Below are 22,133 nucleotides of genomic sequence, written 5' to 3' on the forward strand. Positions count from 1 at the left end.
TTCATCCAAAAGAGACGGTTGCCATGCTATTTGAGCTCAAAAAATTTGTCGGCATGCTGCTATTACCGCTGCCGCTGCTCCTGTCGCTCTGCGCGCTCGGCCTGGTGCTGCTCTGGTTCACTCGCCGTCAGCGAACAGGAAAAGTCCTCGTTTCGTTCGCTTGGCTGGGTATTCTCCTGCTGAGCATGCAACCGCTGGCCGATCGCCTGCTCGCTCCGCTGGAGGATCGCTACCCGACCCTGAACGGCCCGCACCAGGCCCGCTATGTGGTGGTGCTCGGCGGCGGCTATACCTATAACCCGCAGTGGGCGCCCAGCTCCAACCTGATCGGCAACAGCCTGCCGCGGGTGACCGAGGGCATTCGCCAGCTCGCCCTGAACCCGCAGGCGCGGCTTATCGTTACCGGCGCAGCGGCGCAGGGGAACCCGGTCAGCAGCGCCGAGGTCGCAGCGCGGGTGGCGCGTTCGCTGGGCGTCGATGAGCAGCGTATTATCGTTTTAGACAGTCCCCGGGATACCGGCCAAGAGGCGCAGGCCGTCGCCGACGTTGTCGGGAACGCGCCGCTGATTCTGGTGACCTCGGCCAACCATATGCCGCGGGCGCTGGGCTTTTTCCATCACCAGGGGCTCGATCCGATCCCGGCGCCGGCCAACCAACTGGCGATCGCCAGCCCGCTCAATCCCTGGGAGCGCTGGCTTCCCTCTCCGCTCTATCTGGGACACAGCGAACGCGCTTGGTATGAAACGCTGGGGCGTCTCTGGCAGGGACTCACGGGACAGGCTCAGGATCGGCGCCCGGCGGCGCCAACGGAGGAGAAATGACCCTACGGACCTTAACGCGGCGACGCGCTCGCCTCTACAGCCTGGCCGTCGCGCTGCTGATCTTTGAAGGGCAGGTGCTGCTATTCGACGCGCTCGCCAAGCCGCAGAACGCCGCGCTGAACGGCAATCCGCTGGAAACCGTCAGCATGCTGGGGTTCTTTTTTGCCTGGACCACCGGTCTGGGCTCCACGGCGGCGCTGCTGACCGGCGCCGCCTGCCTGCTGCTGCTGCCGGCGACGGCCTACCTGCTGTGCCGTCGCTGGCTGTGGCGCACCCGCTAGGCTACAGCGGCTCGGCGTGCAGCAGCAGCGTGCTCAGGCGGTTATGCTTCGCGATCACCTGCGGCAGATCGATCGTCTGCAGCTGACCGTCGCGGATCACCACCCGACCATTGATCACGCTGAGGGCCACGTTGCCCGGGTTGCAGAACACCAGCGCCGCCAGCGGATCGTGACGGGCGCCGGCGGTGCCCAGGCCGCGCAGATCAAAGGCGACAAAGTCCGCCGCCATATCCGGCGCCAGCGCGCCGATGTCATCGCGGTTCAGGATCTGCGCCCCACCCCGCGTCGCCAGCCACAGCGCCTCGCGCGCGCTCATGGCCTGTGGCCCGCTGGCGACGCGCTGTAGCAGCATCGCCTGACGCGCCTCGGCCAGCAGTGAGCTGCCGTCATTAGAGGCCGAGCCATCCACGCCGATACCGACCGGCACCCCGGCGTCCACCATCTGGCGGATCGGCGCGATCCCCGACGCCAGACGCATATTGGAGCATGGGCAGTGGGCGACCCCGGTCTGGGTGCGGGCAAACAGATCGATCCCCTGCGCATCCAGCTTCACGCAGTGCGCATGCCAAACGTCCGGGCCGGTCCAGCCCAGATCGTGCGCATACTCCGCCGGCGTCATGCCAAAGTGGCGCTGGCTGTAGCTGACGTCGTTATCATTCTCCGCCAGATGGGTATGCAGCGAAACACCGTGCTGACGCGCCAGCTGCGCACTCTTTTTCATCAGCTCTCGACTGACGGAAAAGGGCGAGCAAGGCGCCAACGCGATGCGCAGCATGCTGAAGCGCGCCGCATCATGGTAGGCCTGGATCAGCCGCAGCGAATCCTCCAGAATCGCCCCCTCACGCTCTACCAGCGCATCGGGCGGCAGGCCGCCGCGGCTGCGTCCCAGGCTCATGCTGCCGCGACAGGCGTGAAAACGCATGCCGATTTCGCGCGCCGCGTCGATGCTGTCATCCAGGCGACAGCCGTTGGGAAACAGGTACAGGTGGTCGCTGGAGGTCGTGCAGCCGGAGAGCATCAGCTCCGCCATCGCCGTCTGGGCCGAGATATAAATCATCTCCGGCGTCAGGCGCCCCCACACCGGGTACAGCGTCTCCAGCCAGGAGAACAGCTCGGCATCCTGAGCACCGGGCAGCGCTCGGGTCAGGGTTTGGAACATATGGTGATGGGTGTTCACCATTCCCGGGATCACTACGTGCCCGCGCAGATCCAACTCCTCGTCGGCGCCGGCGGCCAATAGCTCGCTGCCGCCGACCGCCACAATGCGGCATCCCTCCACCAGCATGCAGCCACCGCGGATCTCCCGGCGCCGATCGTCCATCGTGACCAGCAGATCGGCATTCTTAATCACCAGCGTCTTCTTCGTGTGCATCGCTTTCCCCTCTGCGGGCGAGCGCATCCGCTGCGCGCCGCTCCGCGGCTGATTTAACGGTGCCATAGCCCCAGCGGCGGCCTACGGCATCTGAGCGCCTACGGCGCCTAAGAGGCCTGTGATGAGTCGGCCTGGCGGGCCGCCCGCCGCTCGGCGCGCATTTTGACGACGCGCTCATCGCGCTGATAGCCGTTAAAGAACAGATTCAGAGCGACGGCGCTAACGCTGGCCAGCAGGATTCCGCTGTGCAGCAGCGGCTGCAGGACGGGTGGCAACTGGCTAAAGAAGTGACTCGATACCGTCGGGATCATCCCGACCCCCAGGCTAATGGCGACGATATACAGATTAAACCGGTTATGGCTGAAGTCCGTACGCGCCAGAATACGGATCCCGGTGGCCAGGACCATGCCAAACATCACGATCCCGGCGCCACCCAGCACAAACTGCGGCACCGAGGCCACGATCACCGACATCTTGGGGATCAGCCCGAACAGCAGCAGGATGACGCCGGACATCACGCAGACCCAGCGGCTGGCGACCCCGGTCACGCTCACCAGACCGACGTTCTGCGAAAAGGAGGTGTGCGGAAAGCTGTTAAACATGCCGCCGATAATGGTGCCGATGCCATCCACCCGCAGGCCGCGCACGATATCGTGCTGCTTGGCCGGGCGGCCAACGATGTCGCCCAGCGCCAGAAACATCCCCATCGATTCGATAAAGGTAATCAACATCACCACCGTCAGCGTCACGATGGAGACCGGCTCGAAGGTGGGCCAGCCAAAGGCAAAGGGGTGGATCGGCGCGAACCAGGCGGCGTCGCTCAGCCCGTCAAAGCTGACCTCCCCCAGCCACAGCGCCACCAGGAAACCGAAGACGATGCCCAGCAGCACCGAAATATTGCCGAGAAAGCCCTTGGCATAGCGGGTCACCAGCAGGATAAACACCAGCACCAGCAGCGAGGTCCCCAGATACAGCGGGCTGCCGTAGTCCGGATTCCCCTTGCCCCCCGCCGCCCAGTCGATCCCCACCTGCATAATGCTGATGCCGATGGAGGTGATCACGACCCCGGTCACCACGTTGGGAAACAGCGGCATCAGGCGCCCGACCAGCGGGACCATCAGGGTCGCCAGAATCCCCGAGGCGATGGTCGCGCCAAAGATCCCGGTCAGGCCGATGGTGGGATCCGCGCCAATCGCCAGCAGCGGCGTGACGGCGGCGAAGGTAACCGACATGATCACCGGCAGGCGGATACCGGCAAAGCGACCGATCCCCAGGCACTGCAGCAGGGTCACTACGCCGCAGCAGAACAGATCGGAGCTGATCAGAAAGGCGATTTGATCTTTGGGCAGGCCGAGGCTGCCGCCGATCACCAACGGCACCGCCACGGCGCCGGCATACATCACCAGCACATGCTGCAATCCTAGGGTAAACAGCTGCACGATAGGCAGCTTACGCTCAACTTCATCGACAGGCTGCGCAGCACTTTCCGCTGGCGGATTCTTCATGACGCTCATGGACTCATCACTCCTTACGGCGCGGCGGCGTCCGCCGTCGGCTACGATTCGAGAGGCATTCGCTTCCCCTAGCTCAGGCGCGCTCCATCACTGCGCACGGCGCCGCGCGCAGTGATGGAAGACACCTATATCATGGCATCTGCCGCATCCCGCTCTCGCCGGACGCTGGCGTTATCACCATGCACAGAGCATGCGCATTTGCCGTCTAAAACGGTATTCAGAGTAAAATGAAATGAGAATTGAGGAAGGCGTCACACTTATCGCCGACGGCGGCGACGCGGCATGACGAGATGGCGGTTAAACGTTTGCGTCGCACTATCAAAGTGGTAGGCGACGTATCATTTTCGATGCGAAAGAGCCTCAAAGTGATTGACGGCGTGGCGACCCTGCGCCGAGGAACCCAGAGAGCGCTATCCCAGCCACGGCAGCAGTTGCTGCGCCGCCCGGGCGAGCACCGCCTGCTCTTGAACCCCCGTGTGCAGATAGCGGTTGGCCGCCTCCCACAGCATATACAGCCAGCGGCGCGCCATAAACGCCTCGCTGACCGGCGCCTTGCGCAGGTAGCTGCCCAGCAGATCGGCCGACATATCGTCCTCGCACAGGCGAAACAGATCGTACTCCCGCGGAGCCCACAGGATCATGCCGGGATTCAGCATCGCCAGCAGCTGATCGCTACGGCTCTCTTTCAGCACGCTGCGCAGCGTCAGGTTGCCGTGCACCAGCACCGCGCCGTCATCAAAATCCGCGAACAGCGTCGTTAGCTGCGCCTGGCTGCGCACCAGCGCCCGTCGCACGGGCATCGCTAGCGGCCCCATATGCGCCGCGTCCAGCAGCGATCCGATCACCGTCACCCGCTGCTGATACCACTCGGCCCAGCCATTCTCCTGCACGCTATCGACGTTACCCACGCAGCCGTGGCTATCGATACGGTGCCAGCCCAGCAGCCCCTCAACGATCTGCTCTTTCAGGCTCTCCCAGCGCGCCGGGGTGCGGGCGGGCGCCTCGGCGGCCACCCCGGAGAGGCGCTCCATCAGCAGCACCTCCTGAAACGGGCTCTGCTGCGTCATCAGTACGCCGAATACGGCGGGCAGGCGGACGGTCCCCTGACGGGCCAGCATCGAGAGCTTATAGGCCTCCTGCTGCGCCACGCCGCCGCACAGATAGCTTTTCGCCACCAGCGGGATCGCCGTACCCTGGCGCGTATAGAGCGCATACAGGCGAGCATAGGGTTGCTCGCTGATTTGCACCATCCGCCCCACGGGTTCCCCCAGCGCGGCGCTTAACTCCGCTTTCAGTTGCTCCATCCGTCATACCCTTTTCGTCACCGGATACTTTATCATGGGCGAGAATGCGCGCCGCCACACGCGCTAAGATCAAAAAAGCGTGCAATCGCACGCTTTTACGTTAACTCGCATCACCGCCGGCGCAGTCACTCCTGCCCCTGCGATGCCAGGATCGCCCGAACGCAGGCCAGATCCTCAGGGGTGTCTACCCCGGTGCCCGGCGCCTGCAGCGCGACGTCTACGTGGATCTTCTCGCCGTACCACAGCACCCGCAGCTGCTCCAGCATCTCAATCTGCTCAAGCTGACTGGGCGCCCACGTCACATAGCGGCGAATAAAACCGGCGCGATAGGCATAAATGCCGATGTGGCGCAGAAACGTCTGCCCGATCTGACTCTGCGAGACGGCAAAGCGATCGCGATCCCAGGGAATCGTGGCGCGCGAGAAATAGAGCGCATAGCCTTGGCTGTCGCGCACCACCTTCACCGCGTTGGGGTTAAAGGCTTCAGCGGCGTCGTGGATCGGCACCGCCAGCGTCGCCATACCGGCGTCACAGCGCGCCAGATTCTCCGCCACCTGACGGATAATCTGCGGCGGGATCAGCGGCTCATCGCCCTGTACGTTGACGATGATGTCGTCATCGGCAAAGCCACAGCGTTCAACCACCTCGGCCAGGCGCTCGGTCCCCGAATGGTGGTCGGCGCGCGTCATACACACCTCGCCCCCCGCCTGCAGCACGGCGCGCTGCACATCCGGGTGATCGGTCGCCACAATGACCCGCTCAGCGCCAGAGGCCTGAGCCTGGGCCATCACATGTACCACCATAGGTTTACCGGCGATATCCGCCAGCGGCTTCCCCGGCAGGCGGGTCGATGCATATCGGGATGGGATAATAGCAATAAAACTCATCAATTCTCTTCCAGCGGCAGGGGTCGGGCCTCATTTTCCAGCATCACGGGGATGCCGTCGCGCAGCGGAAAGGCCAAACGGTCAATTTTACAGACGAGCTCCTGATGCTCTTGGTTAAAAGAGAGCTTTCCGTTACATACCGGGCAGGCAACTATCTCGAGTAAACGGTGATCCATGCGTAAAGGGTCCTACTGATTTTGCTATCCAAAAGTAGCGCTAGCATACCCCCTTCGGGGGAATTAATCATCCGCTGGCGCAGCCCAGGGGGCGCAGAATGCAGCCCTGTGAACGTCAGCGCGCTACGGCGTGATTCACTATGATGCAAATCAGGATGCTGCGCTATCGCAAAATCTGAAAACATGAAGTTGTTGACGAAAATCAGGTGAATCAATACGCGGGGGAGCGAGGGGGAAAGGCGCTATCAGCAGCCAGCGTGGAGACGTGTAGGGAAAACGCTGGCTGCACGGTACATCAGTAGGCGATCACATCTTCCGCCATCTGACTGCGGCGACCGCGCGGCGTCGAAAACTCGACCCGCTGCCCTTCGCGCAGCAGCTTATTACGCGCGCTGGCGATACCGGTCCGGTTGACGTACAGATCGTCACCGCCGTCCAGAGGAGAGATTACGCCCAGACCCGCACTCGGGTCATACCACTTCACGAAACCCATTTTTAATGTCATTTTACTTATCCTTCTTATCAGTACACCCGCGCGGACATACGCCCTTGGGGTGGTCATGCTCTGTCAAGTTATCGTTATCAACCTCATGAGCCTTGGTGAATTACAGATACAAAAAGCCCGCCGTAAGAGGCGGGCTTTCTCGAGAGACAATGCACGTCACGGGCGAACGCATCGCCGCGCTAACGATAAGTGCATTGTCACACGTTATGCGATGTAATTACAGCGCAACAACGTTGGCGGCAGCCGGCCCGCGCGGGCTGTCCTGAATGGTGTACTCTACACGCTGGCCTTCAGCCAACGTTTTGAAACCGTCACCGGTGATGGCAGAGAAATGTACGAATACATCTTTACCGCCGTCATGCTGCTCGATAAAGCCGAAGCCTTTGCTTTCGTTGAACCACTTTACCTGACCAGTCTTCTTAGACATTTGAATTACCTTAAATTTTAACTGAAATTGCCCCATCGGGGGGTTAGGCCGAATGCAGAAACTAACTTATGGGTGGCACTAAGAAGAGGGTTCTCGAACAAGCGGAATCACCAAGGATAACGTCTTAAAAGAGTAACAGCTTTATTCTCATGTCGTACATAAATCGGGTCTGTTTTACAGGCCGAGACCATTTACGCATAAACGCCGCGATTGAGCAAGTCGTTTTTTGCCTAAAAATTTCCCTTTTAAAATATTTACCGCCTAAATGACCGGCGCGACGGCGCCCTGCCGCCGCCGCGGACGGCCCTAACCGCGCGGCCGCGCCGCAATCAGCGCGGTGATACGCGCCAGCAGACGCTCGCCGGCCTCCGCGGGCAGCGTCGCGCTGACCGGCAGATACCACCAGTTGTCTTGGGCAAAGGCGCGACATTTCACCGCGTCTTTTTCGGTCATCAGCAGCGGCTGCGCCTGCGGCGTCAGCGCCGTCAGCGCCTGCGCCTGATACGCCTGGTGATCGGCAAAGGCATGGCTCGCCTGCAGCGGGATCCCCAGCTGTGTCAGGGTATGAAAAAAGCGCGGCGGATGGCCGATCCCGGCCATGGCGATAACCGGCGTCACAAACTGCGCCGCCGCACGCCGCTCCCCGCTGCGCAGATTGACCAGCGTATGGCCAGCCAACGACATCGGGATCTCGCCGGATCGGGGCGTGCCGCCGTTGACGATCACCGCATCGACGCTGCGCAGCCGAGCGGCCCGCTCGCGCATCGGCCCGGCCGGCAGCCACCAGCCGTTGCCAAAGCGGCGCTCCCCGTCGACCACCACCAGCTCCATATCGCGCGCCAGCGCGTAGTGCTGCAGGCCATCGTCGGTGATCACCACGTCCAGCGGCCCCTGGGCCAGCAGCGCCTGCACCGCCGCGCTGCGCTGCGGCGCCACCGCCACCCGGGCACCGGTGCGCTGGGCTATCAGCAGCGGCTCATCGCCGCACTCCGCACTGCGGGTATCCGGCCCCAGCACCAGCGGATAGTGCGCGGCCCGGCCACCGTAGCCGCGCGAGACCACCCCGACCCGGTAGCCACGCTGCTGCAGCTGCTCAACTAGCCAGATCACCAGCGGCGTCTTGCCATTGCCCCCGGCGGTTAGGTTCCCCACCACCACCAGCGGCAGCGGCGCCCGCCAGACCCGCAGCCAACCGCGGCGGTAGGCCTCACGGCGCAGCAGCGCCACCAGGCCATACAGCCAGGAGAGCGGCAGCAGCAGCAGATACAGCGGCGAACGCCCAGACCAGATCCGCGCGATCATTGGCCGAACTGCATCCGGTAGAGCTGGGCATAAACGCCGTCGCTGTCCAGCAGCGTGCGATGGTTGCCGCGCTCCACAATACAGCCGTCCTCCACCACCAGGATCTCGTCGGCGCTCTCGATGGTCGAGAGGCGATGGGCGATCACCAGCGAGGTCCGGTTTTTCTGCAGCTCATCCAGCGCCGCCTGAATCGCGCGCTCGGACTCAGTATCCAGCGCCGAGGTCGCCTCATCGAGGATCAGGATCGGGCAGTCGCGCAGCAGCGCTCGGGCAATCGCGATACGCTGGCGCTGACCGCCGGAGAGCATCACGCCGTTCTCCCCGATGATGGTATCCAACCCCTGCGGCATTTTATCGATAAAGTCCATCGCATAGGCCAAACGCGCCGCGTGCTCGATCTCCTCACGGGTGTAGGTATTATCACGCGCATAGGCGATGTTGTTGGCGATGGTATCGTTAAACAGGTGCACGCTCTGTGAAACCAGCGCCACCTGATCGCGCAGCGAGCTCAGGGTATATTCACGCAGATCGTGTCCATCGATCAGGATCGTCCCCTGCTGAATGTCATAGAAGCGCGTCAGCAAATGCGCGATGGTCGACTTCCCGGAGCCGGAGCGGCCCACCAGCGCCACCGTCTTGCTGGCCGGAATGGTCAGGCTGATGTCGCGCAGCGCCGGCACCTCTTTGCCCTGATAGGTAAAGGTCACCTGCTTGAAATGGATATCCCCTTTGGCGTGATCTGCCGTCAGCACGCGCTTGCCTTCGTCTTTCTCCTGCTCCAAATCCAGAATGGCGAACAGGGTCTGACAGGCCGCCATACCGCGCTGGAACTGCGAGTTGACGTTGGTCAGCGACTTCAGCGGACGCATCAGGGCGATCATGGAAGAGAACACCACGGTAATGGTCCCGGCGGTCAGCGTATCCATCACGCTCGGGAAACTGGCGGCGTAGAGGACGAAGGCCAGCGAAAACGAGGCGATAAGCTGGATGATCGGGTCAGAGATCGACGACGCCGTCACCATCTTCATGCTCTGCTGACGCATGTGATTGCTCACCTGGTTGAAGCGCTCGCTCTCGACCTTCTGCCCGCCGAAGATCAGCACCTCTTTGTGCCCCTTCAGCATCTGCTCCGCGCTGGCGGTCACCTGCCCCATGGAGCTCTGCATATTCTTACTGATGTTGCGAAAGCGCTTGGAGACATAGCGGATCGCGAACGACACGATCGGCGCCAAAACGATCAGGATCACCGACAGCTGCCAGCTGTAGTAAAACATCAGGCAGAACAGCGCGATAATCGAAGCCCCTTCGCGCACCACGGTGATCAGCGCGCCGGAGGAGGAGGAGGCCACCTGCTCGGAGTCATAAGTGATGCGCGACAGCAGCGTCCCGGTCGACTGTTGGTCGAAGAACGAGACCGGCATGCCCATCATGTGGGAAAACAGGCCGCGGCGCATATTCATCACCACCTTGCCGGACACCCAGGACACGCAGTACGAGGAGACAAAGCCGGACAGGCCGCGCAGCACCATCAGCCCGATAACGGCAAAAGGCATCCACTTAAGGATGTCGGACCCCGCCTTACCAAACCCGTCGTCCAGCAGCGGCTTAAGCAACGACAGCATGTAGGCATCGCTGGCCGCGTTGATCACCAACGCCACCGACGCCACGATGAGCCCCGCTTTAAAGGGAGCGATCATCGGCCACAGCCGACGAAACGTCTGCCAGGTCGAGAGATCTTTATCATTCAGCATTTAATGAACCAGTTAGGAATGAAACAGCGGATTATTTTACCCGTTATGGCCGTCAACGCCAAACCAAGCATGATACCAATGCGGATCTATTTGCTGCCGCTGGGCGCTGACCCGCCAGCCGGCGGCAGAAAAATCCACCCGAATCATCCCCTCGTGAGCGGTATCCCGCCAGGCGATCCCCCGCTGGTCGTAGCGCTGGCGCACCGACGGTGCGGGAAAGCGCCAGGGAGAGTAACGGGCGGCCGACGCCAGCGCCAAGGCCGGCTGCACCGCCTGCAGCAGCTCCTCGCTGGAGGAGCTGCTGCTGCCGTGATGGGGAACCTGCATCACCGCGGCGCGCAGGTCCGTCCCCGTCGCCAACAGCGCCCGCTCGCTGTCGGCCTCAATGTCCCCCGTCAGCAGCAGCGCGCCCCCCGGCCCGCTGATACGCACGACGCACGAGTCGTTGTTACGCGGGCGAGCCACCGCCCGCGGCGGCCAGAGAAAGTCGATCCGTAGCCCCTGCCAATAGGTATGCAGACCGCGCCGGCACGGGAGATCGTTCGGCGCCGGCGAGGCGAGCCAGGCCAGAGGATAGGCCTGGGTCAGCGTTCGCCGCCCTCCCGCATGATCGCTGTCGGCATGGCTGATGATGATCCCGCTCAGCCGGAGCCCCTGCCAACGAAGGTATGGCAGCACGATCTGCTGCGCCGCGTCGCCGCCCGGCCAGCGTCCCCCGCTGTCATACAGCAGCGCCTGTCCGCGCCGGCTGATCGCGATGGCCTGCCCGTGGCCGACATCCATCATCTCGACCCGCCACCCCTCGCTACCGCTGCGTCCGCGCAGCGCCCCTCCGGCGGCCAGCAGCCCGCACAGCAGGCACAGCCACAGATCGCGCCCCCCTTGGCGAATCGACCACAGCAGAGCCAGCGCTAGCGCCAGCGCGCTATAAACCAAGGCGAGCGAGCTCGGCGTCAACCAGCCATCGGGCAAGCGGCGCAGCAGCGCCAGCAGCGCCTCCAGTAGCCACAGCGCCACGCCCCACGCCCCCTCTCCCGCCCACGGTAAACCGACCAGCGTCAGTAACAGCCCCGCCAGCGCCAAGGGCATGACGCCCAGCGAGACCAGCGGTACCGCCGCCAGATTGGCCAGCGGCGCGGTCCAGCTGATGCCGTGGAACAGCGCCAGCTGCAGCGGTGACAGCAGCAGCAGTAGCCCCAGCTGCAGGTGCAGTAATCGCAGCGGCGCGCAGCCGGGGCGACGCAGTCGATCGCTCAACGGCTGCCAGGCGGACCAGAACAGCAGCGACGCCACCGCGCTCACCGACAGCCAAAAGCCCGACGACAGCAGCAGCAGCGGCTCAGTTAGCAGCCCCAGCGACAGGGTCAGCGTGAGCACATCGCGCAGCGTAGACTGGCGTCCGCGCCAGCGCCACAGGGCATACAGCGTCACCATCAGCGCGGCGCGCAGCGTCGGCGGCGGTACTCCCGCCAGCCAGGCATAGCCCCAGGCGGCCAGCACCGCCAGCGCCAAAGGCTGGCGCGGCGTCTGCCAATGCAGCGGCAACAGCAGTGCTACCCCGCGCCAGAGCCCGTGAGCCAGCGCGGCGGCCAGGGCAATATGCAGCCCGGAGATCGCCAGCAGGTGCAGCGTCCCGCTCTGGCGCAGCAGCGTGCGTGATTCTGCCGTTATCCCTCCCCGCTCGCCGAACAGCAGCGCCAGCAGCAGCGGTTGGGCTGAATGGTCGGCTAGGCGCCGGACGGCAAGATCGATGATGCGCTGGCGCAGCGTGCGCCGGGGATCCAGCAGACGATAGCCACGCGGCGTCGCGCTCAGCACCACGTCCTGAGACAGATAATGACGCTGGAGATCGAAGCCCGCCGGGTTCAGGGTACCGTGCAGCGCCCGCGGCATCGCATCCACCTGCCAGCGCTGCCCGGCCGCGAAGGGAAAGCGGAGGCTGTCCCAGTGCAACAGCAGACGGAACGGCGCAACCGCCCGCCCCGCCAGACGGGTTACCCGCAGAATAACCGGCTGACGCGGCGCGGCGCTCGCCAGCGACGCCGACACCACCTGCCCTTCAAGGGTCACCGCACGATCGGCGTAGGCGAGCGGCCGCAGCGCCTGATGGCCCCGCTCGCTGCCCCACAGCAGCCCCAGGCACAGCAGCCCGATCCGCAGGCTCACCCCGCCGCGCCGCCGCAGACACAGCAGCGCTACGCCCAGCAGCAGCGCCGATGCGCCCCCCGACGGCAGCGTCGGCAGCCACAGCAGCGGCAGCATACCGCACGCCAGATAAAATAACGCCGTCGGCAGCCCCATCCATCCTCCACCGCAGGTTAAAACGGGGAGTGTGCACGCAAAGGCAGACGGGGTAATCCGGCAAGATACACGCCTGCGCAGCGGCGCGCAAAAAGCGTCATCGCCAATGAAAATCTACGCCGCTCACGGACTGGGGGGTAAAGATATGGAGAGCGCGCGCGGGCGCGCTGGAGGCCCCATGAACGATCGCCGCCGCCATCGGAGGGGGTCTACGATTGATAAGAAAAATGGCGCCATTCGGCGCCATTTTAATCAATTCAATCCGCAATCAAGCGTAGATGTTTGCCCGATCGCGTAACTCTTTACCCGGTTTAAAGTGGGGAACGTATTTACCTTCCAGCTCCACTTTTTCGCCGGTTTTCGGGTTACGGCCGACGCGGGGAGCACGGTAGTGAAGTGAAAAACTGCCAAAACCACGGATCTCGATGCGTTCACCGTCGGCGAGCGTAGCTGCCATATGTTCCAGCATCTCTTTTACCGCATCCTCAACGGCCTTAGCAGGCAGATGGGGCTGCTGACTGGCAAGTCTTTCAATGAGTTCTGACTTGGTCATATATCCTCCAAGCTGTGTCTCCCATGACGGGAGAGCGCACGATGCAGCTTAACTACCGTTACAGGGCGGCTTACGCCGCCCTCATCATTATTCGCCTTTAGCAGCCTTGAATGCTTCAGCCATAGCGTTGTTGGAGAAGTTTGCATCGTCCTGGCTGTTTACGGCAGCCATGGCATCTTTCTCTTCCGCTTCGTCTTTAGCACGTACAGACAGGCTTACAACGCGGTTTTTGCGATCAACGCCGGTGAACTTAGCTTCGACTTCGTCGCCTACGTTCAGAACCAGAGTCGCATCTTCAACGCGGTCGCGAGAGGCTTCAGAAGCACGCAGATAGCCTTCTACGCCATCAGCTAATTCAACTGTAGCACCTTTCGCGTCAACAGCGGTGACTTTACCAGTAACAATTGCACCTTTCTTGTTCAGAGAGATGTAGTTGTTGAACGGATCTTCCGCCAGCTGTTTAACGCCCAGGGAGATACGCTCACGCTCTGCGTCAACCTGCAGAACGACGGCTGCGATTTCGTCGCCTTTCTTGTATTCGCGGACGGCTTCTTCGCCGGCAACGTTCCAAGAGATGTCAGACAGGTGCACCAGACCGTCGATGCCGCCTTCCAGGCCGATGAAGATACCGAAGTCAGTGATTGACTTGATCTTACCTTCAACGCGATCGCCCTTGTTGTGGGTTTCAGCGAACTGCTGCCACGGGTTGGCTTTGCACTGCTTCAGGCCCAGGGAGATACGGCGACGCTCTTCGTCGATATCCAGAACCATAACTTCCACAACGTCACCAACGTTAACAACTTTGGACGGGTGGATGTTCTTGTTGGTCCAATCCATTTCGGATACGTGAACCAGGCCTTCAACGCCTTCTTCGATTTCAACGAAGCAGCCGTAGTCGGTCAGGTTGGTCACGCGACCGGTCAGTTTGGTACCTTCCGGATAACGCTTGGCGATAGCGACCCACGGATCTTCGCCCAGCTGCTTCAGACCCAGGGATACACGGGTACGCTCGCGGTCGAACTTCAGCACCTTAACGGTGATTTCATCGCCAACGTTGACGATTTCGCTCGGATGCTTAACGCGTTTCCAAGCCATGTCAGTGATGTGCAGCAGGCCGTCAACGCCGCCCAGATCAACGAATGCACCGTAGTCAGTGAGGTTCTTAACGATACCTTTAACTTCCATGCCTTCCTGCAGGTTTTCCAGCAGCTGATCGCGTTCTGCGCTGTTTTCAGACTCGATGACAGCACGACGAGAAACTACAACGTTGTTGCGCTTCTGGTCCAGCTTGATAACTTTAAACTCAAGCTCTTTGCCTTCCAGGTGCAGAGTGTCACGCACCGGACGTACGTCTACCAGGGAGCCCGGCAGGAACGCGCGGATACCGTTCAGCTCTACGGTGAAGCCACCCTTCACTTTACCGTTGATAACACCGGTAACAGTTGCAGCGTCTTCGTAAGCTTTTTCCAGCATCAGCCAAGCTTCGTGACGCTTAGCTTTTTCGCGGGACAGCTGGGTTTCACCGAAGCCGTCTTCTACTGCATCCAGAGCCACATCAACTTCGTCGCCTACCGCGATTTCCAGTTCGCCCTGAGCGTTTTTGAACTGCTCGGCCGGAATGGCAGACTCAGACTTCAGACCGGCGTCAACCAGGACTACGTCTTTGTCGATAGCAACAACAACGCCACGAACGATGGAACCCGGGCGGGTTTCGATTTCTTTCAGTGATTCTTCAAAGAGTTGAGCAAAAGATTCAGTCATGTTGATAATCTTCAGGATTCTTTAATTGAACGTCCATCCGGCATCCGGCCAGACGGGGTTGTTTAACATACCTCGGCTGCATTCCATCGCGGCGAGGGGTACTAATTATACAACGTTTTTCACGGCTAAACGAACTAATTTATCAATAACAACAATAGACAGCGCGTAAAAATAACGACGCACCGCCCCGTTGACTGCGGCCATGCCGCACCGCCGTGAATGCCCGCTTACGCCAGCGTCTGGCGCGCATGGGCCAAGGCCTGCGCGATAACCTGCTCGATAGACAGGGTCGTCGAGTCGAGCAGCAGCGCTCCCGCCGCCGGGACCAACGGTGCCACGGCCCGGTTACGATCGCGGAAATCGCGCTCTTTAATTTCGGCTAAAAGACTTTCAAAGTTAACATCAAAGCCCTTTTCCTGCAACTGCAACATCCGGCGGCGCGCGCGCTCTTGCGCGCTGGCGTCCAGAAATATTTTCACCGGCGCATCGGGGAAGACCACCGTTCCCATATCGCGACCGTCGGCGATCAGCCCCGGCGCCTCGCGGAACGCGCGCTGACGACGCAGCAGCGCCTCACGCACCCGGGGAAAGGCCGCCGCGCGCGACGCGGTGTTGCCGACGGTCTCCGTGCGGATCGCCGTGCTGACATCCTCCCCCTCTAGGATCACCCGCAGATCGCCTTCGGCGGCGTCAAAGCGTACGTCCAGGTGCGCCGCCAGCGGAACCAGCGCCTCTTCTGAATCGATATTAACCTGGTGGTGCAGCGCCGCCAGCGCCAGCACGCGGTAAATCGCACCGGAGTCGAGTAAATGCCAACCAAGGGCCTGTGCCAGCGCCTTGCACAGCGTTCCTTTACCTGCGCCGCTGGGCCCATCTACGGTAATGACCGGGACTATCGCCGTCATTCTTGTCTCCTCTCAATTGGAACCTCCGATCCCGCGGATCGGCGAAAACATGTTGGGGAATGGCGACGTCGCCGCACTCGCGCCATTCCCCAACACGCTCAGCGATGGGCATGAAATACGTCGGCATTATACGCTGCCACCGGGCGAACTGTTACCCTTGAGGAGACGGTTGCTGGAAAAACGGGCGCCGGAAGACGCCGCGCGGGCGCCCCCCAAACGATTGCCTGTGCCGCTGCGCAGGCGATCAGAGAGCAAAAAGCCGGCGTACGCCTACGCCGGCTTTTCAGATTACCCCCTAACGCAAACGCGGCTTAGCGCGGATGGCACAGGGCGGAAAACTGGCTAAAGTAGTCGGGAAAGGTTTTCGCGGTGCAGCCGGGATCGCAGATGGTCACCGGCGTGTCCGAAAGCGCCACCAGCGAAAAGCACATGGCCATGCGGTGGTCGTTATAGGTGGCGATCTGCGCCGCCCGCAGCTGCGCCGGCGGCTCGATGCGCAGAAAGTCCGGCCCCTCTTCGACCACGGCCCCCACCTTCTGCAGCTCACAGGCCATCGCCGCCAGGCGATCGGTCTCCTTAACGCGCCAGTTGTAAATATTGCGCAGGGTCGTCGGCCCTGTGGCGAACAGCGCGGTAGTGGCGAGGGTCATCGCCGCATCGGGGATCGCGTTCATATCCATATCGATACCGTGCAGGCTATCCCGGGTGCAGGCGATATAGTCATCGCCCCATTCAATATGGGCCCCCATTTTCTCCAGCGCGTCGGCAAAGTGAATGTCCCCCTGCATGCTGTGGCGGCCGATCCCGGTCACCCGGACAGTGCCGCCGGCGATCGCCGCACCGGCCAAGAAGTATGACGCCGAGGAGGCATCCCCTTCGACCAGGTAGTCGCCCGGGGCCTGATAGGTCTGGCCCCCGCGCACCACGAAATGGCGATACGCGTGATGCTCCACCTCCACGCCGAACGTCCGCATCATCGCCAGCGTGATAGCGATATAGGGCTTGGAAACCAGCTCCCCCAGAATGGTGATACGGGTCTCCTCTGCCGCCATCGGCGCCGCCATCAGCAGCGCAGTCAGAAACTGGCTGGAGACCGAACCGTCAACGCTGATGTCGCCGCCGTTAAAGCCGCCGCGCAGGCGCACGGGCGGATAGCCATCGCTCTCCAGATAGTCAACGTGCGCGCCGCCCTGACGCAGGGCCGTCACCAGATGCGCGATCGGGCGCTCCTTCATGCGCGGCTCCCCGGTCAGGATCATATCGCGCTGCCCCAGGCTGAGCGCCGCCGCCAGCGGGCGCATCGCCGTGCCGGCGTTGCCCAGAAATAGCGTCAGCGCGCCGTGGGCGCTCAGCGTCCCCCCGAGCCCCTGCACCTCGCAGCGGGTGCGGCAGTCCGACAGCTGATAGCGCACGCCCAGCGCTTTAAGGGCATCGAGCATGTAGCGCACATCGTCGCTGTCGAGCAGGTTGTGCAGCCGCGTCACGCCGCGGGCCTGCGCCGCCAGGAGCAGGGCGCGGTTGGAGACGCTTTTCGAACCAGGCAGATTAATCTCGCCGCTAAAGCGGCGCACGGGGTGTAACGTCAGGGCGGACGACATGCTAAATCACTCCTGCTGGGCAAACGGCGCCGCCGTCATGGCCGCGCTTCCTATGAAGGGTTAAGGGTATTTTTGTACCGTTTTTATTGAGCGCTGTCACTATACGGCGCGCCATCGGCGTCTGCTCGGCGGCGATGCCAATAAAAAAAGCCCCGCGGATACGGGGCTTAGGTCGCGCGCTGAAAATCAGCCGTGGCGACGGGCGAAGTCTGCCATAAACGCCACCAGCGCCTGCACGCCGGCCAGCGGCATGGCGTTATAGATGGAGGCGCGCATGCCGCCGGCGACCTTATGCCCCTTCAGCGCATGCAGCCCGGCCTTTTGCGCCTCGTCCCAAAACAGCGGATCCAGCGCGCTGTCCACCATCTGGAACGGAACGTTCATCCGCGAACGGTTGGCGGGCGCCACATCGTTGCGGTAAAACTCGCAGCCGTCGATCGCGTGATACAGCAGATCGGCCTTAGCCTGATTGCGGCGCGCCATTTCGCTCAGCCCCCCCTGCTCTTTAAGCCACTTGAAGACCATTCCCGACAGATACCAGGCAAAGGTCGGCGGCGTGTTGAACATGGAGTCATTTTCCGCCAGCACCTGGTAGTCGAGGATCGACGGGATCTCCCGACGCGCGCGCCCCAACAGATCCTCCCGAACGATCACCAGCGTGATCCCCGCAGGACCGACGTTCTTCTGAGCGCCGGCATAGATAAGCCCATAGCGACTCACGTCGATAGGGCGTGAAAGAATGGTCGAGGACATATCGGCCACCACCACCCGATCGCCGAAGTCCGGCTCCTCATCGATCGTGACGCCGTCGATAGTTTCATTCGGGCAATAGTGCAGATAGGCACTATCGTCCAGCAGATCCCACTGCGCCATGGGCTTCATCGCCAGCTTACCGTCCACGCGGTGGGCGATATCGATCGCATGGGGATCGCAGTACCGCTGCGCCTCTTTTGCCGCGCTCTGCGCCCAGTAGCCGCCAACGGCATAGTCGGCCCGCGCCGTCCGCTCAGACCCCAGTAGGTTGAGCGGGACCGCGGCAAACTGACCGCGGGCGCCGCCGTGACAGAACAGGATACGGTAATCTGCCGGTACCTTGAGTAAATCGCGCAGATCCTGCTCGGCCTCGGCGGCCACCTGCATAAACGCCTCACCTCGGTGGCTGATCTCCATTACCGAGGTCCCCAGCCCGTGCCAGTTACACAGCTCCTGTTCGGCCCGGCGCAGTACCTCTACCGGCAGCATCGCTGGCCCGGCGCAGAAATTATAAACCTGAGTCATGTCACTCACCGCTCTCGCTAAATTTCACCCGTAGGTGTTTGGTTGACAGGTCTTTGGTTGTATCACCGCTGGACAGACGCCGCAACGGTTATCACCCGCCGTGCCCATGCCGCCGTCGCCCATGGCCCCAAGAGGACGCAGCGCCCCTGTCATAAGCGTAGCCAAAATGGAAGAACCGGCGCAGAAAGATGCAGTATGGCGCCCATAGGGCGCCATCGGGTAATCGGCGGGAAACGGGGGACGTCTGCCCCCGTCCGCTATCAGTAGGTGTTGAAGATTTTCTGAATCTGCTGCGGATTTTTGGTCTCCGTCAGCGCCAGCTGCAGCAGGATACGGGCCTTCTGCGGATTCAGCGTACCGGATGCGATAAAGCCGTACTTGGCGTCGTCCACTTCGGCGTCCTGCGTGGTTGAGCCCGTCGGCACGCGGGAGGAGCGAACCACCGCGACGCCGTCGTGCGCGGCATTGGCCAGCGCGTCGAATACCGTCTTATACATGTTGCCATTGCCGACGCCGGCGCTCACGATCCCCTGGTAACCGTCTTTCACCAGCGCCTCAACCGGCAGCGCGCTGGCGTTGGCATAGTTATAGACGATGCCGACTTTCGGCAGCGAGGTCAGCTTGCTGACGTCAAACGGCGTTTGAGTCGTATGCTTACGCGCCGGCGTACGCTGGTAGTCGATCTTGCCGTTGTGAATATAGCCCAGCGGGCCATAGTTCACGGACTTAAAGGTTTCCACCCCGGTAGTGTTTGTCTTGGTTACGTCGCGACCATCCAGCACCGTATCATTCATGGCGACCAGCACACCGCGGTTGGCGGAGGCCGGATCGGCGGCGGTAACGACCGCGTTATACAGATTGAACGGGCCGTCTGCGCTCATCGCCGTGGACGGGCGCATCGCGCCGACCAGCACCACCGGCTTATCGCACTTCACGGTCAGATCCAGGAAATAGGCCGTCTCTTCCATCGTGTCGGTGCCGTGGGTGATCACGAACCCGTCGGTCTTGCTGCACTCGGCGTTGATTTTCTTCGCCAGCTTCAGCCAAACCTGATCGTTCATGTCCTGGGAACCGATGTTCACCAGCTGCTCACCCTTGATGTTGGCAATGTTTTTCAGCTGCGGCACCGCGTCCACCAGCGCCTCTACCCCGACCTTCCCGGCGGTGTAGTTGGACTTGGTGGCGGAATCGCCGCCGCCGGCAATGGTACCGCCCGTCGCCAGTACGGTGATGCTCGGCAGCGCCAGCGCCGCGCCGCTAAAGCCGGAAACCAATAGTGCCAACAGGCTAACCTTGACTAACTTCATCCCAATTCTCCTTATGTTAACTGCATGAATTATCTATTTTATCCATACAAAAAATGTGACCTCAGACAGACATAGCGAATACGTGGAGGAATAGGCTAAAAAAACGTATCATGCGCTTTTGACCTCCGCATAAAGTGACACAAATGACACAGACCTTTATCCCCGGCAAAGATGCCGCGCTGGAAGATTCGATCGATCGTTTTCAGCAACAGCTGCAGGCGCTGGGCTTTAATATAGAAGAGGCCAGCTGGCTGAACCCGGTTCCGCACGTCTGGTCGGTACATATCCGCGATCGCGACTGCCCGCAGTGCTTCACCAACGGCAAAGGCGCTAGCAAAAAGGCGGCGCTGGCCTCCGCGCTGGGCGAATACTTTGAGCGCCTGTCCACCAACTACTTCTTTGCCGACTTCTATTTGGGCCGCGCTATCGCCAACGGCGACTTTGTGCACTATCCGGATGAAAAATGGTTCCCGCTGCCGGAGGATGACCGTCTGCCCGCCGGGCTGCTGGACGATGGCCTGCGCGCCTTCTACGATCCCGACGGCGATCTGACCGCCGGCGATCTGATCGATCTGCAGTCCGGCAACGCCGAACGCGGGATCTGCGCGCTGCCCTTTATCCGCCAGTCCGACGCGGCCACGGTCTATATTCCGGTCAATATCATCGGCAATCTGTATGTCTCCAACGGGATGGCCGCAGGCAATACCCCCAGCGAAGCGCGGGTGCAGGGGATGTCCGAGATCTTCGAGCGCTATGTCAAGAACCGCATCATCGCCGAGGCCATCAGCCTGCCGACGATCCCGCCGGAGACGCTGGCGCGCTATCCCCAGGTCGTCGAGGCCATCGCCTCCTTGGAGCGCGAGGGCTTCCCAATTCTGGCCTATGATGCCTCGCTGGGCGGACGCTATCCGGTGATCTGCGTCGTGCTGTTCAACCCGGCCAACGGCACCTGCTTCGCCTCTTTCGGCGCCCACCCGGACTTTGGCGTCGCGCTGGAGCGTACCGTCACCGAGCTGCTGCAGGGCCGCAGCCTGAAGGATCTGGACGTCTTCGCCGCGCCGACCTTCGATGATGAAGAGGTCGCCGATCACACCAACCTGGAGACCCACTTCATCGACTCCAGCGGCGCGATCTCCTGGGATCTGTTCAAGTCAGATGCCGACTACCCGTTTGTCGACTGGAACTTCAGCGGCAGCAGCGAGCAGGAGTTCGCTACCCTGATGGCGCTGTTCGCCCGCGATGGTCAAGAGGTCTATATCGCCGACTACCGGCATCTGGGCGTCGACGCCTGCCGCATCCTGGCGCCGGGCATGTCCGACATCTATCCGGCGGAGGATCTGCTGCTGGCCAACAACAGCATGGGCGCCGGTCTGCGCGCCACCCTGCTGCAGCTGCCGGACAGCGAATGGGAAGAGGAAGAGTACCTGCAGCTACTGGCGCGCCTGGATGACGAGGGGATGGATGACTTTACCCGGGTACGAGAGCTGCTGGGCATCGTCTGCGACAGCGGCAGCGCCTGGCATACCCTGCGCATCGGCGAACTGAAGGCGCTACTGGCGCTGGCCGGCGGCGATCTGGAGCAGGCGCTGACCTGGACAGAGTGGACCCAAGAGTTCAACGCCTCCGTCTTCAGCGCCGAGCGCGCCGCATTTTACCGCTGCCTGCACACCCTGCTGCTGCTGGCGATGGAGGAGCAGCGCGATCCCGACCAATATATGGACGCCTTTGAGCGCATGTACGGCGCAAACACCCTTGAGACAGCGCTGGCTAGCCTGAACGGCGATCTGCGCTTCCATGGGCTGACGGCGGTCGACGACGCGTTCAGCGCGCTGCCGGCCCACCGAGCCATGCTGGCGGCCTATGAAAAGCTACAGCAGGCCAAGCGTCGTTTCTGGCAAGCCTGATATACAGCGGCCGGCGACCGCTGCGGTGGACGCCGGTTTACAGCGCGCGCCGTGCGCCTTATGCTGTTCACCGCTCGGCAACGGGCGGGGCGGTGGCGGCATTACCGTCGCACTACAACAATAAATTTACCTTGGCAACACAAATAAAACAAAAAAAGCAATAAATACACGAGAGCATTACCTCTA

19 protein-coding genes are annotated in these 22,133 nt (G+C 62.0%); 3 read left to right on the forward strand and 16 right to left on the reverse strand.

All coding sequences use genetic code 11. The annotated features are described in order from the left end of the window. Positions 1 to 23 precede the first annotated feature (23 nt). Positions 24 to 821 (forward strand): envelope biogenesis factor ElyC, encoded by a 798-nt coding sequence (gene elyC / locus L1P05_RS10335; RefSeq protein WP_012848995.1) that lies wholly within the window; start codon positions 24 to 26, stop codon positions 819 to 821. Then, positions 818 to 1,102, forward strand: a complete 285-nt coding sequence (locus L1P05_RS10340) for a hypothetical protein (RefSeq protein ID WP_012848996.1) — start codon at positions 818 to 820, stop codon at positions 1,100 to 1,102. The genes elyC and L1P05_RS10340 overlap by 4 nt, the downstream gene beginning before the upstream one ends. Before the next feature lies 1 nt (position 1,103). Here the strand turns inward: L1P05_RS10340 and L1P05_RS10345 are convergent, their stop codons facing one another. From L1P05_RS10345 to ansB, 16 genes are all read right to left on the reverse strand, one after another. Continuing rightward, the gene (locus L1P05_RS10345) at positions 1,104 to 2,474 is read right to left on the reverse strand and encodes an 8-oxoguanine deaminase (RefSeq protein ID WP_012848997.1); all 1,371 of its coding nucleotides are present in this window, start codon (positions 2,472 to 2,474) and stop codon (positions 1,104 to 1,106) included. 107 nt (positions 2,475 to 2,581) lie between these two features. Beyond that, a complete protein-coding gene (locus L1P05_RS10350) occupies positions 2,582 to 3,988 on the reverse strand; it encodes a nucleobase:cation symporter-2 family protein (protein ID WP_012848998.1) in 1,407 nt (468 codons plus the stop codon). 410 nt (positions 3,989 to 4,398) lie between these two features. Then, positions 4,399 to 5,292, reverse strand: coding sequence for a YcbJ family phosphotransferase (locus L1P05_RS10355; RefSeq protein WP_012848999.1), 894 nt, complete (start codon positions 5,290 to 5,292; stop codon positions 4,399 to 4,401). A 125-nt stretch (positions 5,293 to 5,417) separates the two neighbouring features. Further along, entirely contained in the window at positions 5,418 to 6,179 is a 762-nt protein-coding gene (kdsB, locus tag L1P05_RS10360) for a 3-deoxy-manno-octulosonate cytidylyltransferase (RefSeq protein WP_012849000.1), read from the reverse strand. Beyond that, positions 6,179 to 6,355, reverse strand: a complete 177-nt coding sequence (locus L1P05_RS10365; protein ID WP_012849001.1) for a Trm112 family protein — start codon at positions 6,353 to 6,355, stop codon at positions 6,179 to 6,181. Before L1P05_RS10365 ends, kdsB begins: the two co-directional genes overlap by 1 nt. Positions 6,356 to 6,650: 295 nt before the next feature. Next, positions 6,651 to 6,860: a cold-shock protein gene (locus L1P05_RS10370; RefSeq protein WP_012849002.1), complete on the reverse strand. Its 210-nt coding sequence runs from the start codon at positions 6,858 to 6,860 to the stop codon at positions 6,651 to 6,653. Positions 6,861 to 7,077: 217 nt separating this feature from the next. Next, entirely contained in the window at positions 7,078 to 7,287 is a 210-nt protein-coding gene (cspE, locus tag L1P05_RS10375) for a transcription antiterminator/RNA stability regulator CspE (protein WP_005296986.1), read from the reverse strand. 306 nt (positions 7,288 to 7,593) lie between these two features. Then, complete coding sequence (gene lpxK / locus L1P05_RS10380; protein ID WP_012849003.1) at positions 7,594 to 8,589, reverse strand: tetraacyldisaccharide 4'-kinase; 996 nt, start codon at positions 8,587 to 8,589, stop codon at positions 7,594 to 7,596. Continuing rightward, positions 8,586 to 10,340, reverse strand: coding sequence for a lipid A ABC transporter ATP-binding protein/permease MsbA (gene msbA / locus L1P05_RS10385; protein WP_012849004.1), 1,755 nt, complete (start codon positions 10,338 to 10,340; stop codon positions 8,586 to 8,588). Before msbA ends, lpxK begins: the two co-directional genes overlap by 4 nt. Before the next feature lie 36 nt (positions 10,341 to 10,376). After that, positions 10,377 to 12,641, reverse strand: a complete 2,265-nt coding sequence (locus L1P05_RS10390; protein WP_012849005.1) for a DNA internalization-related competence protein ComEC/Rec2 — start codon at positions 12,639 to 12,641, stop codon at positions 10,377 to 10,379. Positions 12,642 to 12,909: 268 nt separating this feature from the next. Further along, positions 12,910 to 13,194: an integration host factor subunit beta gene (gene ihfB, locus L1P05_RS10395; RefSeq protein WP_012849006.1), complete on the reverse strand. Its 285-nt coding sequence runs from the start codon at positions 13,192 to 13,194 to the stop codon at positions 12,910 to 12,912. 87 nt (positions 13,195 to 13,281) lie between these two features. Next, positions 13,282 to 14,955: a 30S ribosomal protein S1 gene (gene rpsA, locus L1P05_RS10400; RefSeq protein ID WP_012849007.1), complete on the reverse strand. Its 1,674-nt coding sequence runs from the start codon at positions 14,953 to 14,955 to the stop codon at positions 13,282 to 13,284. A gap of 227 nt (positions 14,956 to 15,182) precedes the next feature. Then, positions 15,183 to 15,860: a (d)CMP kinase gene (cmk, locus tag L1P05_RS10405; RefSeq protein ID WP_012849008.1), complete on the reverse strand. Its 678-nt coding sequence runs from the start codon at positions 15,858 to 15,860 to the stop codon at positions 15,183 to 15,185. A gap of 311 nt (positions 15,861 to 16,171) precedes the next feature. Then, positions 16,172 to 17,458, reverse strand: coding sequence for a 3-phosphoshikimate 1-carboxyvinyltransferase (gene aroA / locus L1P05_RS10410; protein WP_012849009.1), 1,287 nt, complete (start codon positions 17,456 to 17,458; stop codon positions 16,172 to 16,174). Between the two features lie 186 nt (positions 17,459 to 17,644). Then, positions 17,645 to 18,736: a 3-phosphoserine/phosphohydroxythreonine transaminase gene (serC, locus tag L1P05_RS10415; protein ID WP_012849010.1), complete on the reverse strand. Its 1,092-nt coding sequence runs from the start codon at positions 18,734 to 18,736 to the stop codon at positions 17,645 to 17,647. A 260-nt stretch (positions 18,737 to 18,996) separates the two neighbouring features. Further along, complete coding sequence (gene ansB, locus L1P05_RS10420; RefSeq protein WP_012849011.1) at positions 18,997 to 20,043, reverse strand: L-asparaginase 2; 1,047 nt, start codon at positions 20,041 to 20,043, stop codon at positions 18,997 to 18,999. A gap of 143 nt (positions 20,044 to 20,186) precedes the next feature. Here ansB and ycaO point away from each other — a divergent pair, with 143 nt between their 5' ends. Next, a complete protein-coding gene (gene ycaO, locus L1P05_RS10425; protein ID WP_012849012.1) occupies positions 20,187 to 21,947 on the forward strand; it encodes a 30S ribosomal protein S12 methylthiotransferase accessory factor YcaO in 1,761 nt (586 codons plus the stop codon). Positions 21,948 to 22,133: the final 186 nt, after the last annotated feature.

The sequence above is a fragment of the Edwardsiella piscicida genome (assembly GCF_021733145.1).
Classification (GTDB): Bacteria; Pseudomonadota; Gammaproteobacteria; order Enterobacterales; family Enterobacteriaceae; genus Edwardsiella; species Edwardsiella piscicida.